Here is a 16,319-nt window from a genome sequence, read left to right as displayed (position 1 = left end):
ATATTTATTTAGTAGGAGTTGGCAGAAAATTACTAAAATCATAAGATATACTAAAAACCGGGATCTTACCTTCTATTTCTATAGGCAAATACACTTGTTTTTCGTTTCGATTAATAAAAGAAAATCTCCACTGTAGCTTGAGTATTTTTTCCAATAATGCCCAAGTAAGAGCATAGGAGCCGCTAATTCCATTAGTACTAATAACTCCGTTATCTATAGTACCTATGCCATTATCGATCTCCAAGGTACAATTCGTATTTTCGAAGTATGTTTTATTTTGATTTAGTGTCTGAGCAGCTTTATCTTTATCGAAATTCTCTACAGTAGAATTATTGACGTATTTAATAAATGATAATATATCTAAATTATATATAGATATTGCTTTTCCTTGCATCATTACTTGTCCAGATAAATTATGATAGAACGAAGATTTATATATTCCTTCAGTTTTCAAAAGACCATTAATGCTTGTAAAACCATCAATCACTATATTATTGTCCAATAAAAATCGTGATATAACTCCGGGATCTATATTAGATATCCCAAATGCTACTTCATAGCGTGGTAAATCTTTATATAAACTTATATTCGCTTGCATATCAAAATTTCCATTATCAAAGTCTCCGTGTAAGTTCCGAATTGTTATAATTCCTTCATCATTTTGAGATTGTACCATTAAGTTATTTATCTTTTTATCACCTAAAAACCATCCTGTAACAGAATCGCATTCTACATCCACTTGATGATCAAAAAATCCAACATTCATAAAATGTATTACTTCATCGGAATCCATATCTTTAGATATTGCAATTATCTCTGGAGGGAGTTTTTGATAATTAGTAACATCAGCTAGAAATTCCGATAAAGCTGAAGAGAAGAAATTAAGATTGATATATTTAACCCTTCCATTTAGCGTAAAATTTGGTCTGTAATTAACAACAGAAACAGCAAAATTCATAGTGCTCAAAAATTCACGATTTTCATTCAATTGCGAAAATTCCCCTGAAATATTATCTCGCTCCAAAATTACGTGAAGTAGTACACCATTATCTTCTAATTGCTGTGACATTGTCTTATCTGCAATCAAATAAAAATGTACCTCATCTTTTATATTTCTCAAAAAATGTAGATACTGACATTTTTGATTAAAAGTCTCACCGCTAATATCGTAATCGGTAAGGTATGAGCATGATAAAAAATTAGATAAGATGTTGTTTTTCAAAGAAAAAACCAATTTATCTAAAGAATGCACTATAAGCCATTCTGCTTCTCCTCCCCAGCCCTGATGCATTACAATATGAGTACGTAAATTATTAGTGTTTTTATCATCATTAGTAACATTTGATAAATATAAGAATGATGGAAAAATGGAAACACTAGAAGTTGATGTTATATTATCTGCTTTATAAGTAATATTAGAACTCATAAAAGCGATACCAATTCCATCAGCATCTTCAAATCCATAACCACCGGAATTAATATTTACGTTTTTAGAATCAAAAAACGCACTATAAGCACCACTATTACTATCAGCAAGCATGTTAATACTTAGCGTATCTCCAACTTTTTCATCTATTAACTGCAAATCCAAATTTGTTTTCATATCCATCATTAATATTCCATTTGATATCAAATTATTCAACAACTGAACCCAATCTCTATTTTTATAAATTTCTTCAAGATTAACATTATTAGGCATGTCTATCGGTATAGATAAATTTGATAATATAGTATGCTCTTTAAAGTTCACATGCAGGAAATTTTCCCATTCTCTATATAAGTATTCATGTGACTTACTATTTATTTTGGTAAGATTTATAGAGACTTCATCATTACTATTTTCAAATTTAAACAGATATTTCATCATTTCTTCGTTCTTGTTTAAAACTATCAACTCCATTAAATTATCTTTACTATGCTTTTTCAGATTGATCTTCACATTTGAAAAATCCATATCCAATTCCTTATCGCTCCATATCAGAGAAAAATCATGATTACTGTTATCAGCTTTTATATGAGCCTGTCCTTCATATCGTAAGCTATAAGCATTCTGATAACCGTTAAATATTGTGATATCGGGAAATTTATCAGAAGAAGTATATATTAATTTCACATTATGTAATTCTACATTACGGATAGGTGGTGGCTCTTTAACTACAGAATTAAGATATAAGCTACCATCTGTTATAATGACTTTATTTTCTTGTTTACTAAAGACAGAAGCAATGAAAGTGAAAATGTTATATCTAATACATATCTCTTTAGCGGTAATAACTTTTTCTTTTCTGTTATCATATATAAAAGCATTTGAAAATTTTATTTCTGGGAAGTATGAAACAAACAATTTCACATCACTTGATGAAATTTTGTATCCATATCGTTTTTCCATCGACTCATATATCGATTCTTTTACCACAATAAAATTAATAGAAAAACCAAAATACAAAACCGAAAGTACACTGCATAACGCAACTAATGCAACTAACTTATAGAAGCTATTCTGCATCACAGTAGATCACTATCGTAAGTAAATAGAGTATAAAATTTTTCTTTCGATAATTCAATATTATAAAAACAACATATACTATTTTACGATAAAACTATTTATTTACTACTTCACTTTCGATATTATGTCTTATTTGCTTAAGTCCATGCTTAGTTCTAGCTTCACTATACACCATAAACACTCCGCCTACTATTATAATAACACACCCAGTAATAGTCATTACCGTAAGATTCTGTCCTAAGAAAAGATATGCTAATAAAGCGGTAAATATCAAACGAGTATAATCAAAAGGAAATACTACAGAAACCGGAGAAAGCTTGAAAGCCTTAAAAAATGATATGATATGCACTACATGAGCAGCTCCCATTAATAAAATATACGGTATGTAGCTTAAATCTATAGTCCAAACATAACGAAATGCCAATGGAATAGAAAACGCTGTCCCTAGAAAAACATTATAGAATAATTGAGTAGCTGTCCTCTCGGTATTGCCTAGCATCTTTATAAATATGTTATTAGCACCCCAACAGAGTAGTGCAAATATCAAGTACATATAACCTATTAACGGAGCGGTATGTTGACTATTATAACCACTAGAAAAAACCAATATATTCCCTATAAGACCACATGATATAAATATTATTGTACCGATATGATACTTCTCCTTGAATAATACTATACTTAATATCGTTACTATTAATGGCTCAAGATATGTAAAAGCAGCAACTTCAGTAGTATTTACATACAAGATGGAATGATAAAATAATAAAGAACCTAAGAATGCACTCAAACCACGCATAAAGTGCAATCCTACCCTTGATGTTTTCAATACACTCAAACTTCTATGCTTATAGAATATCCATGGGATACTACAAACGAAAACAATAGATTTATATAAAAAGGTCAATTGCTCAGCTTCGAACACAACTCTTAGCTTCTTACTGCATGTATACAATACAGAAAGAGAGAATGCATTCAGCAACATTAGCAGTATACCCGGTATATTATTGCGCAGTTCTTGCGGATTATTTCTCATCAGACTTTCCATTTTAAAGAATACGAGTCTGAAAACTCTCACGTCTCAGCGTTATTATAATAACAATTTACATTATAATATTCAACGTAACAAACGGCATATTGAGAAAAATCATAATTTTCTTTTTAAAGTAGTGCTAATCTTCTCTTTAACAATAACTAAAGCTCCTCTTAAAGGCTTACGTAATATGTAAAAAGCAACTCCAACAGTCATAAAAATAATCACATAATTTAAATATCCAAAGTACTTAGCAATTAGTGTTGCATTATCACCCATTAGATACCCTATAAGTACAAGAGTCGTAACCCATATCCCTCCTCCTACACCACTATATAGACAAAACACTCCAATCGGCATTCTCGATAAGCCTGCAGGTATAGAAATGAAATGTTTCACCCCAGGCATAATCCTCCCTATAAAGACTGATACCCTTCCATATTCACGAAAAAATTTCTCTACCTTACTCATAGCATTTTCAGATATAAAAAAGTATCTACCATATTTTTCTATAAATTTTGCTCCATACCTATATGACACGTAGTAGCTAATAAATGCTCCGCAAAAGTTACCAGAAATACCAGAAATCAAGATTAAAGGAAGACTAAAAACATCTTGAGCAGCTAAGTATCCAGCTGGAATCATCGTTATCTCATTCGGAATCGGAATTAATGTACCTTCTATTACGGAAGTAATAAAGATCCCTACATATCCTAAATTTTTAATTAACAACATGAAGCTGTGAAGAAAACTCTTTATTAACAGCATAGAACTATGGAGAAATTCTAGTAACATCGAATGAAAATACTGAAAAAGCTTTTAATGCAATGATATAGATATTTATCGTATAGTCATCTATTATTCACTGTAAAGTTTTTAAGCTTATATTAGCAATGCTTGCTCGTGATGTAATTTCTACCTACCAACCGGTAGCAATATTTTTTTTGATAGTCGTACTCCTAAGTGTAATTGCAAATGCACTTCCTTTTTTACTTACAAAAACGAACTACTACAAAGCAAAAACTTCGGAATATGAATGCGGATTACCACCTGTAGGAATAAACAGACGTAGTACACATGTGGGATTTTATTCAATTGCAACACTATTTATAATATTTGACGTAGAAATATGTATGCTGTTTCCATGGGCAATAGGAATTAAATATATTACTCCATTAGCATTTAAGGTTGGACTAATTTTTATTGGCTTAGTAGGAACCAGTTTAGTGTATGAAATATCCAAAAAAGCAATCCGTATCTATTAGTAAGATTTATGTTCGACATTTTTTCATTCTTATATACTTCTATACTGGAAGAATATCGGACTGTCATCGCTAATAGCGTTCGGATAGCTATTACAATCTCATGGGCCGCAATTATCCTATATGTACTTTCTTTAATTAGAAGGATTTTAGTGCTATATAAAAATAAAAGAAGCTCATCATCATCAAACTATTGGTATAGAATAGCACTAAGTGGTTACACTCCAATACGTCTACTAATAATGGTAGTATCGATAAGGAAAGTAGCTACTATGCTTATTCCAAAACCTGAATTTATGAATAAAACGGTAAATATAGCATGTATCTTACTTGCGGTAAATTTCATAATAAGGGCAATAAAAATTACGGAAAAATTTATAATCCACCATACCCCTACATTTTTATCAAATAGCGATATAGTACTAGATAAACCGACAGTAGACGTAGCTTCTAAATTCATCTCAGCAATAATAGTACTGTTTGGAGCATTTGGTATATTAAAAATCTTTGGACTTAGCATAGAAGGGTTGATGGCTTTTAGCGGAATAAGCGGTCTTCTTATTGCTGTTGCCTCGCGAGATTGGCTAAGCGGAGTAGTTGGTACACTTAGTATTTATGCCGATCAACAGTTCAAGATAGGACACAAAATCAAATTATTAGATAATAGATTGCTACAACCAGAAGGAGTAGTAGAAAGGATTAATTGGAGATTTACACATCTGAGAGGTATGGACAATAAGAGTATATGTATACCTAATCTTCTTTTTATTTCTACTCCAGTGGAAAATGCATCAAAGATTACAAAAGTACATGTAGCTTTTAATATCTATATTTCCACAACTTCCATGAACACAGTTTCGGAATTTTATGAAAAATTCACTATGGAACTCACAGAAACAATCGGTATAATTCCTGAAGAACAATTGCCAATCTCTATATTGGAAGCTACAAGTAAAAGAACATTATTTAGGTGTAACACATTTTTTGAAAGACAAGATATCAACACCGCAGATCAGATAAAATTGCGAATAACTGAAGTAATTAATAAAATATGCAATAACTTAAATGTGGAATATGAAATTAATTTTTTATAGATAATTAATAGTCTTACTTCATGTCAATACTCAGACCAAAACTCGAAATTATAAAAGCTCCAAATGAGATATTGCATCAAAAATCTCAACCAATACATACAGTAACGGACGAAATTAGGACTCTTTTTATAGAAATGTATCAATACCTTACCAATACAAGAAATGGCATCGGATTGGCAGCTGTTCAAGTTGGATATTTGGTAAAGTTAATTATTCTACATCATGAAAATTTCTTCAGTGAACCAATTGCTCAGAATTTGGAGTATTCTCAAATAATGGAACTAGAAGAGAAATACCCTATCGTTATGCTGAATCCAAGAATAATACAAAGTTCCGATCATTACACTGAATTCGAAGAAGGCTGTTTGTCTTTCCCTAAATTATTCGTAAAAGTAAAAAGACCAGCAGATGTAACAATTGAGTATGAAGATATAAAAATGCACACTAAAGTATTAAAGTTGTCACACTCAATATTATCGGTATGTGTTCAGCACGAAATCGATCATACTAATGGTAAGGTATTCTTAGATCGTATTTCTCCGTTAAAAAGATCTTTAGCACTTCAAAAATATAAGAAATTATCGACTTCAACTGAAGATTAGTGTGATTTTTTACTTATCATAATCCTCTTATTCGTACATATTCCACAGTTCTTCAAATCTTTTTGTATATCGTGATATTATTCTCTTTCTCTTGTCTACAATACAATTTTCAGAATTACCATCTGTAGCAGCCTTTGTCCAATTATAGCTACCAGTCAACATAATAGATTTATCAAATATACTAAATTTATTATGTTCAATTTTTACTTTTTTATTTACCCTTACATTAAAGCCCATGGATTTTAATACTGGAATGAGAGAGAATTTCCCACCACTTTGCAATTTATCGGAAATAATTCTAATTTTTACGCCACGTTTTTTAGCATCAATTAAAGCATCGTATATTCTCATATTAGTCAATGAGTATACAGCAATATCTATCGAGTGTAGCGTTTTATTAGTAAGCTCAATAACATTATTTTCACAACAGTTAGATGGAGAGAAGCATACATTTTTCAGTGCCCATGATATGGGAGATTTCAGGAGAAACGTATAAACTACAAGTAATAACAAGCAAAGTTTAAAAATGAAGCTTCTTTTCATTTTCTTCTACACAACAAGATCTCTATATAGTGGATATTTTTCGCATATAAGCTTTACTTGTTCACCAATATTTTTCGCACAAGCAGTTTCCGTAAAATCACCCATGTCATTTATATCTCTCAATACATTAATACAATCTGCTATATGAGACGCAATTTCATAACATACATCGGTAGTTATACCTCTTGTAGTAATAGCAGGAGTTCCTATCCTAACACCGGACGTATAAGCGGGTTTTAGCTCATCGAATGGTACACTATTTTTATTACATGTAATACCTATACTATTCAGTGCTCTAGATAAAGTAATTCCATCTACTCCATGTTTTCTGAGATCGATTAATATTATATGAGAATCAGTTCCGCCAGTTACGGTATTAATTCCTATATCTGAAAAACATGTAGCCATAGCTTTTGCATTATTTATCACATTCTTAGCATATTCCCTAAAATTAGGTGACATTGCTTCTTTAAATGCAACTGCCTTAGCGGCAATTATATGCATTAAAGGTCCTCCCTGAATTCCGGGAAAAACCGCATTATTTATTAGCTTACTTAAAGTGTCATCATTCCATAATATCACCCCACCTCTTGGACCTCTCAATGTTTTATGTGTAGTTGCTGTAACTACATGTGCATAAGGAAATGGAGTAGGATATAATTCTGCCGCTATTAAACCTGCATAATGTGCTATATCAGCCATAAAATAAGCTCCAATAGAATCTGCTATTTCTCGAAATTTCTTGAAATCTATAACTCTGGGATAAGCTGAATAACCTGCAATTATGAGCTTTGGCTTTTCATTTTGAGCCATATCATATATATGATCGTAATCTAATACGTGTGTTTCTGGATTTAGCTTATAGTGTACAGCATTAAACCACTTTCCAGACATGCTAACGCTACTACCGTGCGTAAGATGGCCACCACAATCCAAAGACAAACTCATAATTTTATCATATGGCTTTAATAAAGCACTGAAAACCGCTTGATTAGCTTGAGTACCAGAATGTGGTTGAACATTAGCAAAACTACAATTAAAGAGCAATTTCACCCTATTAATTGCAAGAGCTTCTACTTCATCTACATACTCGCATCCATCATAATATCTTTTTTTAGGATATCCCTCGGCATATTTATTAGTTAGTACCGAGCCACATGCTTCCATCACTGCACTACTTACAAAATTTTCTGAAGCAATCAATTCAATGGAATTTTGTTGCCTATGTAACTCTTTTAGTATGATTTTATAAACTTCATAATCAGTATCTTTTATACTATTCATTTCTTCTTTTTTAAAATGTCATCCAAAAAATCAGCTGAACCGACTACACTAGCCACACGTTAAATCAACTCCATCATCGAAGCAATATTCAAATACTCTTTGAAACTCACTTTATCGAACATTTACTCTTTATCCGTACGATTTTCGATGATTATATAGTTCACAACTTCATTTATAATAGCATGTAGTTCCTCATTCAGATGAAAGGAATTGGTTAACTCTGAAGAAATAGCAAGGGCTTTTTTCCCTTCATTATGAGAAGTGTATAAAGACATCTTTATCACATTTTGAAGTATATGATACACTGAAACATCATTCATAATTAAAGGATCGTTATCTTTTGCAATACCGCTCCTCAATCGTAATGAATATCCAAGGAATTTATTATATTCTGTAATTCCATCATCGATACCTAGATCAGCAATCTTCTGACACTTCACAATTGCTTTTGCAGGTTCATAATTTCTTAATATCAAACCTAATTTATAATTTTCGTATAATCCAATATATGCATTAGTTTTGTATTGCATATCTTCTTGCTCTAAATTACCTGTAGATGGATTTTCGTATAGTATTCTTGTAAAAAGTGCAGCATCGTCCTTAGTATCTTTTACCCTTTTATAATCATAAAACTGCTTTACACCAATAAATACCGCAGTACATATAAATCCTAACGAAATTATTATGCCTGCGAATTTAACTCTTCTATTCCACTTTTCAGAGACTTCTTCTGCGAGAATATCGTCTAATGCATCCGGATTTTTATTCACTATCTTAAAAACATTAATTCACCTACCTCTTCACAGAATATAATAGATTTTCTCGATATTCTAGTTGCTTTTTAAGGAACTATATACGTATATTAATCTGAGTATTAGTGTTAATTAATATAAAAAATGAGAAAATCTTTAGAGAAAAATATATTGCTTACTATAATGATAGTTTTTACTGTCTTTCAGTATAGCATATTAAGAAGTATAAAAGACTCGTTTGTTGTAGATATAGCGCCAGAATTCTTGAGTGCTATAAAATCTTTTGTAGTACTGCCTGTTGCAGCATTTGCGATGGTGTTCTACATGCAGATATCTAAAAAACTTAATAGAGTTCACACATATCACCTTTTCAACTTCATCTTTGGAGCTATCATAATGGTATACGGGTTTATGATAAACGATACGTATACGGACTACTTTCTTGACGATTTAGCAGAATATCAGCAAAGATTTCCATCTCTCTATTACCCGATAGGTGTTGTTCGTTATTGGGTTGTATCATTTTACTATCTCACAGCTGAACTGTACGGCACATTCATGCTATCACTACTATTTTGGCAGATAGCAAACCAAATTACAGGAACTGATGAAGCTTCTGGATTATATCCTAAATTAGGTATTGCGGCACAAGTTGGATTGTTCGCTTCGGGAGAATTCTCTTCTCTTGTATCAGCTTCAATTGGAGAAAATGGAGAAAAAATCATGAAAAGCTGGGACGTTGTCCTTGCAAATGTTGGAATAGGATGTGTTGCGTCTACCGCCGTTTTAGCATTCTGTATCGAAAGACTTAAAGGTGTAGTAGGAAGTGCAACGATTAACCTAACAAAAGGATTTAAAGGAGAAAAAGTTAAGATGAGCTTTAGAGATAGCATTTCTTTCATCATGAAAAGTCCGGAAATAGGATTTTTAGTACTTTTTGTTCTGGCATATGGAATTGCTTTTAATACCATAGAGGGAGTGTACAAAAAGTATGCATCTATGGCATTTGCTGGTAAAACTGCTTACTTCCTATTCAATTCTAGAGTGCAAATGTGGACAGCAGGTTCTGCAATATTGTTTGGGTTATTTGGTTCTTATATTGGTAAAAAAATGAAGTGGCGTACTATAGCACTTATGACACCTGCTATCATACTTGGCACTGCTATACTGTTTTTTGGATGTATTAAGTTTTCTAGTAGTGTTGAGACGTGGGTTGCTACATATATTGGAATTAAAGCAATACAAGTAATAGCTATATGTGGAGCTATACAGAACGTCGTAGGAAAAGGTGCTAAATATCCGCTTTTTGATTCATCTTTAGAAAGAGTATATACAGTATTAGGTGAAGAGTTACGTACCAGAGGAAAAGCTGTAGTAAGTGTATTGGGTGGCAGAACAGGAAAAGGGTTTGGTGGATTATGGCAGCAATTTCTACTCTGGTTGTACGTAGTAGTATATAGTCCTTCTGTTGCACCTAGTATAGTTGATATACAAGATGCATTGTTGTGGACATCAATATTGATATGTATACCTTGGATTATTGCTATATTCCCTATGTCTGAAAAATTTGAGGAAAGAAGAGCTCAGAAAATTAATGAAACTGGAGAAGCTTGAATAGCCAAATAGGTGTAGCATATAAAATTTGCTACACCTAAGTTGTGAGTGGTAAAATCGTCCCTTTTGTTTAAAAAAATCATTTAATCTGAATTTTATTTACAAATGCTCTCCTCTGTACTCGCATAGGAACATTTTCGTACCTGAAGTAGACTCAAGTATAGCATTCTACTGATTGAGAAAAGAAAAAAGGCATAGCAAGTTTCAGACTTGATAGTATAAATGCGGCTCTTCATATCTCTCCCATAAACCATAAACTATATTATCAGCATACTTTATAAAACTTCATTATTGATCCGAAATGCTTATTTACAAATGCTCTCCTACTGTACTCGCATAGGAACATTTTCGTACCTGAAGTAGACTCAAGTATAGCATTCTACTAATTGAGAAAAGAAGAAAGTTCCATAGCAAGTTTCAGACTTGATAGTATAAATGCGGCTCTTCATATTATCTCCCATAAACCATAAACTATATTATCAGCATAAAAACTTCATTATTAATCCGAAATGCTTATTTACAAATGCTCTCCTACTGTACTCGCATAGGAACATTTTCGCACCTAAAGTAAAGTCTTTCTACAATTTTACAATAACTCTATACTTTTAAACAAAACAAGATACTAGAAAAAGTAACTGAAATACCATTAAACGAACATTAATAGCTCACTAAACGTTAGCGACATACTAAAAAACAAGAAATTTTGTTTTGTGATTTCTCTTATTACGTAAGTAATTGTCAATCTTAAGAAGAAATATTGCAGCTATTTTAGAAGATCTTTTTTATATATGAAAAACAATATTTAAAATGCTTAATTTAAAATTTTAAGAAAAATCCTAAACCACACAAAATATTCAAATTATAGATGGTGCATATCATTATTTAACTTATATATTATTCCAATCCCTCCTTTACTACTACCGTCTCTTCTTTTTCAAATCTTTTCCCTAAGAGAATCATGCATGGTGTAAAAAATAATGTAAGGATAGTAGCAAATGTAAGCCCTCCAGCAATCGAAGCAGATAACTGCTTCCACCACTGACTAGAAGGAGCATCATACAATATCTCTCTATCTATGAGATTAATAGTCAACCCCAGAACTAGAGGTAATAAACCAAGTATTGCAGTAGAAGCTGTTAAGGTGATTGGTCTAAATCTCTGCACAGCTGCTCTAATAGCAGCATCTTCTACAGTATGTCCTAATTTACGCAAATACTGATAAGTATCAATTAATATTATATTGTTATTTAATACTATTCCAGAAAGTGCAATAATACCTATACCACACATTACAACACCAAAAGCTTGATTTGATAGCATAAGCCCCAAAAGCACACCACCAGTAGAAAGCACAACAGAACTCATAACGACAAGCGCGTTATAAAAACTATTAAATTGCGTAAGCATAACTATAAACATCATGACAATTGCTGATAGGAATGCATTTCCAAGAAAATTTCCACTTTCTTTTTGACTTTCAAGATCTCCGTGCACAATCATCGACACTTTTTGCTCTTCTAATTCAGAAAACCAACGTTGAATCAGTTCGATCTGTTTTTCTGGAACTACACCATCTTTCACATCACTTTGAATTGTAATCGCTCTTGCACAGTCTACATGCAGTATCTCAGAACGTTTTCTAGTAGCTTTAGTTTCAGCTAAACATTCTAAAGGTACACTCCCCTTCCCGTAAGGGATTCTAACATTTTTAATCCAATCTATGTTCCTATACTCTTCTGGAAATCTCACTACAATATCAATTTCATTATCGTAATCTTTAGTAATATACTTGGATACTAGCAATCCTCCAGTAGCCATTTGAACAATCTGTCCTACATTTGCAGCAGTAATATTATATTTAGCAGCTAATATTCTATTTACGTTTATCCTATACTCTAATCCCTCAGAAGGCTCCGAAGTTTCAACATTTATGAAATTGTCATCTTTTTTCATTAGCATCACTACGTGCTCTGTAACTCGCTTTATACTACTCCAATCATCTCCTCTAACACTAAACCATACCGGCTTTCCTGATTTTGGGCCAGAATCACCAGAAAGAATTTCAAACTTTATACCTTCTACATTTTTTACTGCTTTTTTTATATCTTCTTGAATATCTTTCGCTTTTCTCCTTATTTTCCAGTCTACATACTCCATATCTATAGTGGCAATAGTATCATCTTTAAGGCTTTGAGAGCGTGCATCTGCAATTATTTTCGTATAAAAGTGCTTAATTTCCTTAAAATCCATAATTTGAGACTCCACCTCTCTAGTTATTGTATCTCTTTGTTTCATAGATAAATTACCTGAAGAACGTATTACTAATAGAGAATTCTTAGGCTCTATATCAGGGAAAAATTCAAATCCTTTGCTAAAAAAGCCAAAAACTACATATATGCATATTATCCCACAAAACAATAAGAGGATTGATTTTTTCGGTCTAGAGGTGAGTTTTATAAGTATATTGTAGTAGACTTTATACACTCCCTGTAGCTCAGAAAGATCTCCATTTTCAGAAGCATATATTTCATCAACTTTCCTACTATCTATAGTACGAGGTTTCTTTATAAGAATTGCGCCTACAGATGGTTGAAAGAATAACGCAAATAGCAGTGAACAAGTCAATATCATAGTTACTGTAATTGGCATATACTTCATGAAGTTACCTACCATACCGGGCCAAAAAAGAAGAGGCAAAAATACTATTACCTTTACTAAAGTTGACGTTATAATCGGCCATAACATTCTCTTTGCAGCACTAAGAAAAGCTTTTGATGGCTCCTCACCTTCAGTAATTTTTCTATCTGCATATTCACTAACAACAATAGCATCATCTACTACCATTCCTATTGACAAGATTAAACTAAATAAAACTATTATGTTTAATGTGTATCCACATACATACAAAATCAGTATGGTGGCAAAAAACGAAGCAGGAAGAGAAAACGCCACTAATAAAGAGGAACCAATTCCCATAGTAGAAAATACTATCAGCAACACCAACAGACCAGCGAGTAGTATACCATTTTCTAAGTCAGAAAGAGTTTCTTTTATCTCATTTGCTTCATCGTTTGAATAAGTAATATGAAGATTTTTTGGTAGATATTGCTTTCTAGATTCAACGAGATTTTTTATCTTTTCCAAAGTATTTATTATGTTAGCCCCATTTCTTTTTGAAACTGCTAATGCAATTACTTGCTCTCCGTTTATTCTAGCTATTGTAGTACTATCTTTGAATGAATATTTTACATCTCCAATATCTCTAATTTTCAGCACTGCACCATTATAATTTGCAATCGGAAAATCTAAAAGTTCTTGGTATGATTCGATCAGATTTTTAATTTTAATCTGATATGCACCTCCAGCATTATCTATCTTTCCAGCAGTAATAAGCATATTATTTTTGCTGATAAAATCAGCAACTACTGAAGGATTTAAATTATATAGAGCCAATTTGCTCGGATTAACTAATATTTCAACTAAAGGCTCTCTATCACCACTCAGATCTACCTCTAACACTTCAGGGATCATTTTAATTTGGTTTTTCATCTCCCTTCCTATAGAAATTAGAGTTCTTTGATCGAGATCACCTGATAAAATTACATTCAATACCGGAAATAAACTAAGATCTACTTGCTGTATGACTGGAGTATCAGCATCTTTTGGAAGTTGATTTTTCGTATCGTCCACCTTATTCCTCACATCCTCAAGAGCCTTATCTTGATCAATATTACTATTAAATTCTAATATAATTGAAGCACTTCCTTCATATGCGTGAGAAGTGATATGTTTAATACCTGAAATACCACGCAATGCTGTTTCTAGAGGTTTTACTATAAGTTGTTCCGAATCCTCTGGAGATATACCTTGTTGCATCACAAGCATATATATAACTGGTATCTTAACATCTGGATTATTTTCCTTTGGTATTTTAAGATACGATAAATAACCTATAAAAATAGAAAAGAGTAACAGCACTATTGTTGTTCTCTTATGCTGCGTAAAAAAATCCAACATAAAAAAGGTATAAACAATTAAACTTCTCTTGCACTACGCAGTATATCCGAGAATGATCTTTTAAATTCTATTAACAAGTCAGAAATGAACTTCTCTAAGGTAGGAGTAAACTTATACGAATTAGTATTGAACTCTGTCGAAATCGAGCTAAAATTCTCTCTTATATATTCGATCAATTTTGACTTAAAGAGCATAATATACTGAACTGGAATATCGTCACAATGATTTTTCACAATACTAAACATTAGTATCGCCTGCTCTTCGGTACCGTATAATTGATGCTGATCCTGCTTCAACATCTCTACGGTACGCTTCCCTCTCTCAAGTAAAGCCATTGTTGCTTTATCTAATTCCATAGAAAATTGAGAAAAAGACTCTATTTCTCTGTATTGAGCAAGTTCTAAACGTACTATACCTGTAAGTTTTTTTATTACATCAAGCTGTGCAGCAGAGCCTACTCTACTCACTGATAATCCAACATTTACAGCAGGTCTAACACCATTATAAAAGAGCTCACTCTCGAGAAAAATCTGTCCGTCAGTAATCGATATAACGTTTGTAGGTACATAAGCAGAAACATCTCCACCTTGAGTTTCAATAATAGGAAGAGCAGTAAGAGAGCCTCCACCTTTTTGATCTGAAAGCTTTGCGGCTCTTTCGAGTAATCTTGAATGTATATAAAATACATCACCTGGATATGCTTCTCTACCAGAAGGTTTTTTGAGAAGTAAAGATAATTCTCTATAAGCTACCGCATGCTTACTAAGATCATCGTACACCACTAATGCATGCATTTTATTATCACGGAAGAATTCTCCTATTGAAGAACCAGAATACGGAGCAAGAAATTTTAGTGTAGGACTTTCAGAAGCTGAAGCAGCAACAATTACAGTATAATTCATTGCATCATGCTTTTTAAGCAATTGAGCTATTTTAGCAATAGATGATCGTTTCTGCCCTATTGCAACATAAACACAATAGACTCTATCTGCTTTATTTTTAATCTCATTATTAATCTGTGCTTGCCTTATTATTGCATCTATTGCGATAGTAGTCTTTCCTGTTTGCTTATCACCTATTATGAGTTCTCTTTGTCCTCTTCCTATAGGGATTAGCCCATCTATTACCTGTATACCTGTCTGTAACGGCTCATTAACAGACTTTCTAGACATGATATCCGGTGCATTTTGCTCGATATTGCTCCGCTTTATATTTTCCGGCAATGGTTCTAAACCATCTAAAATATTACCAAGTGGATCCACTATCCTTCCTAATAATTCCATACCTACCGGAACTTGTAACACTTGCTTCGTTCTATACACCTTCGCTCCCTCCCGTACAGTTAGGACGTCTATCATAGCAATACCTACAACATCATCCTCTAATGACAATACTATACCAGAACCTCCATCCTGAAATGTCACATGCTCTGACATCCCTACATCTAGCAACCCGTATACTATCGCAATTCCATCGAAAGCCTTTACCACAATACCATACTCGCGAATACACTCCGGATTTTCATGAATGAGCTGGTTAATTTTAGCTTGGATAATGTGTTTTAGATCCAACATTGCTTTCCTCTAAAAGATATACATCGCGGTGAGCATAC

Annotated in this window: 12 protein-coding genes; 4 read left to right on the top strand and 8 right to left on the bottom strand. The window is 32.6% G+C overall.

The features are described 5' to 3' along the window. Positions 1-4: 4 nt before the first annotated feature. The 3 genes from Fokcrypt_RS01585 to Fokcrypt_RS01575 form a co-directional block, all read right to left on the bottom strand. On the bottom strand, positions 5-2,506 hold the full coding sequence (locus Fokcrypt_RS01585) for an AsmA-like C-terminal region-containing protein (RefSeq protein WP_323722457.1): 2,502 nt from the start codon (positions 2,504-2,506) through the stop codon (positions 5-7). A gap of 94 nt (positions 2,507-2,600) precedes the next feature. Continuing rightward, on the bottom strand, positions 2,601-3,554 hold the full coding sequence (locus tag Fokcrypt_RS01580) for a DMT family transporter (RefSeq protein WP_323722456.1): 954 nt from the start codon (positions 3,552-3,554) through the stop codon (positions 2,601-2,603). 99 nt (positions 3,555-3,653) lie between these two features. Beyond that, positions 3,654-4,274 (bottom strand): DedA family protein, encoded by a 621-nt coding sequence (locus Fokcrypt_RS01575; protein WP_323722455.1) that lies wholly within the window; start codon positions 4,272-4,274, stop codon positions 3,654-3,656. A gap of 158 nt (positions 4,275-4,432) precedes the next feature. On the opposite strand from Fokcrypt_RS01575, the gene Fokcrypt_RS01570 reads away from it, so the two are divergent. From Fokcrypt_RS01570 to def, 3 genes are read left to right on the top strand one after another with little or no spacing between them, the layout of a single operon-like run. Beyond that, the gene (locus Fokcrypt_RS01570) at positions 4,433-4,804 is read left to right on the top strand and encodes an NADH-quinone oxidoreductase subunit A (protein ID WP_323722454.1); all 372 of its coding nucleotides are present in this window, start codon (positions 4,433-4,435) and stop codon (positions 4,802-4,804) included. Between the two features lie 8 nt (positions 4,805-4,812). Further along, entirely contained in the window at positions 4,813-5,895 is a 1,083-nt protein-coding gene (locus Fokcrypt_RS01565) for a mechanosensitive ion channel family protein (protein ID WP_323722453.1), read from the top strand. Positions 5,896-5,915: 20 nt separating this feature from the next. Continuing rightward, positions 5,916-6,497, top strand: coding sequence for a peptide deformylase (gene def, locus Fokcrypt_RS01560; protein WP_323722452.1), 582 nt, complete (start codon positions 5,916-5,918; stop codon positions 6,495-6,497). 27 nt (positions 6,498-6,524) lie between these two features. Here def and Fokcrypt_RS01555 read toward each other — a convergent pair whose 3' ends face one another. The 3 genes from Fokcrypt_RS01555 to Fokcrypt_RS01545 all read right to left on the bottom strand — a co-directional run bounded on the left by Fokcrypt_RS01555 (position 6,525) and on the right by Fokcrypt_RS01545 (position 9,094). Beyond that, positions 6,525-7,040: a phospholipase D-like domain-containing protein gene (locus tag Fokcrypt_RS01555; protein ID WP_323722451.1), complete on the bottom strand. Its 516-nt coding sequence runs from the start codon at positions 7,038-7,040 to the stop codon at positions 6,525-6,527. 6 nt (positions 7,041-7,046) lie between these two features. Continuing rightward, positions 7,047-8,324, bottom strand: coding sequence for a serine hydroxymethyltransferase (gene glyA, locus Fokcrypt_RS01550; protein WP_323722450.1), 1,278 nt, complete (start codon positions 8,322-8,324; stop codon positions 7,047-7,049). Positions 8,325-8,446: 122 nt separating this feature from the next. Continuing rightward, a complete protein-coding gene (locus tag Fokcrypt_RS01545) occupies positions 8,447-9,094 on the bottom strand; it encodes a hypothetical protein (RefSeq protein WP_323722449.1) in 648 nt (215 codons plus the stop codon). A 126-nt stretch (positions 9,095-9,220) separates the two neighbouring features. On the opposite strand from Fokcrypt_RS01545, the gene Fokcrypt_RS01540 reads away from it, so the two are divergent. Then, positions 9,221-10,690: an Npt1/Npt2 family nucleotide transporter gene (locus tag Fokcrypt_RS01540; protein WP_323722448.1), complete on the top strand. Its 1,470-nt coding sequence runs from the start codon at positions 9,221-9,223 to the stop codon at positions 10,688-10,690. A gap of 894 nt (positions 10,691-11,584) precedes the next feature. Here Fokcrypt_RS01540 and Fokcrypt_RS01535 read toward each other — a convergent pair. After that, a complete protein-coding gene (locus tag Fokcrypt_RS01535) occupies positions 11,585-14,707 on the bottom strand; it encodes an efflux RND transporter permease subunit (protein WP_323722447.1) in 3,123 nt (1,040 codons plus the stop codon). Between the two features lie 17 nt (positions 14,708-14,724). Continuing rightward, on the bottom strand, positions 14,725-16,278 hold the full coding sequence (gene atpA, locus Fokcrypt_RS01530; protein ID WP_410519735.1) for a F0F1 ATP synthase subunit alpha: 1,554 nt from the start codon (positions 16,276-16,278) through the stop codon (positions 14,725-14,727). Between the last annotated feature and the right edge of the window lie 41 nt (positions 16,279-16,319).

Origin of the sequence: Candidatus Fokinia cryptica, assembly GCF_034359305.1 — a bacterium.
Taxonomy (GTDB): Bacteria; Pseudomonadota; Alphaproteobacteria; order Rickettsiales; family Midichloriaceae; genus Fokinia; species Fokinia crypta.
The sequence above is the reverse complement of the archived record's forward strand: the minus strand, read 5'-3'. Positions and strand labels throughout refer to the sequence as shown.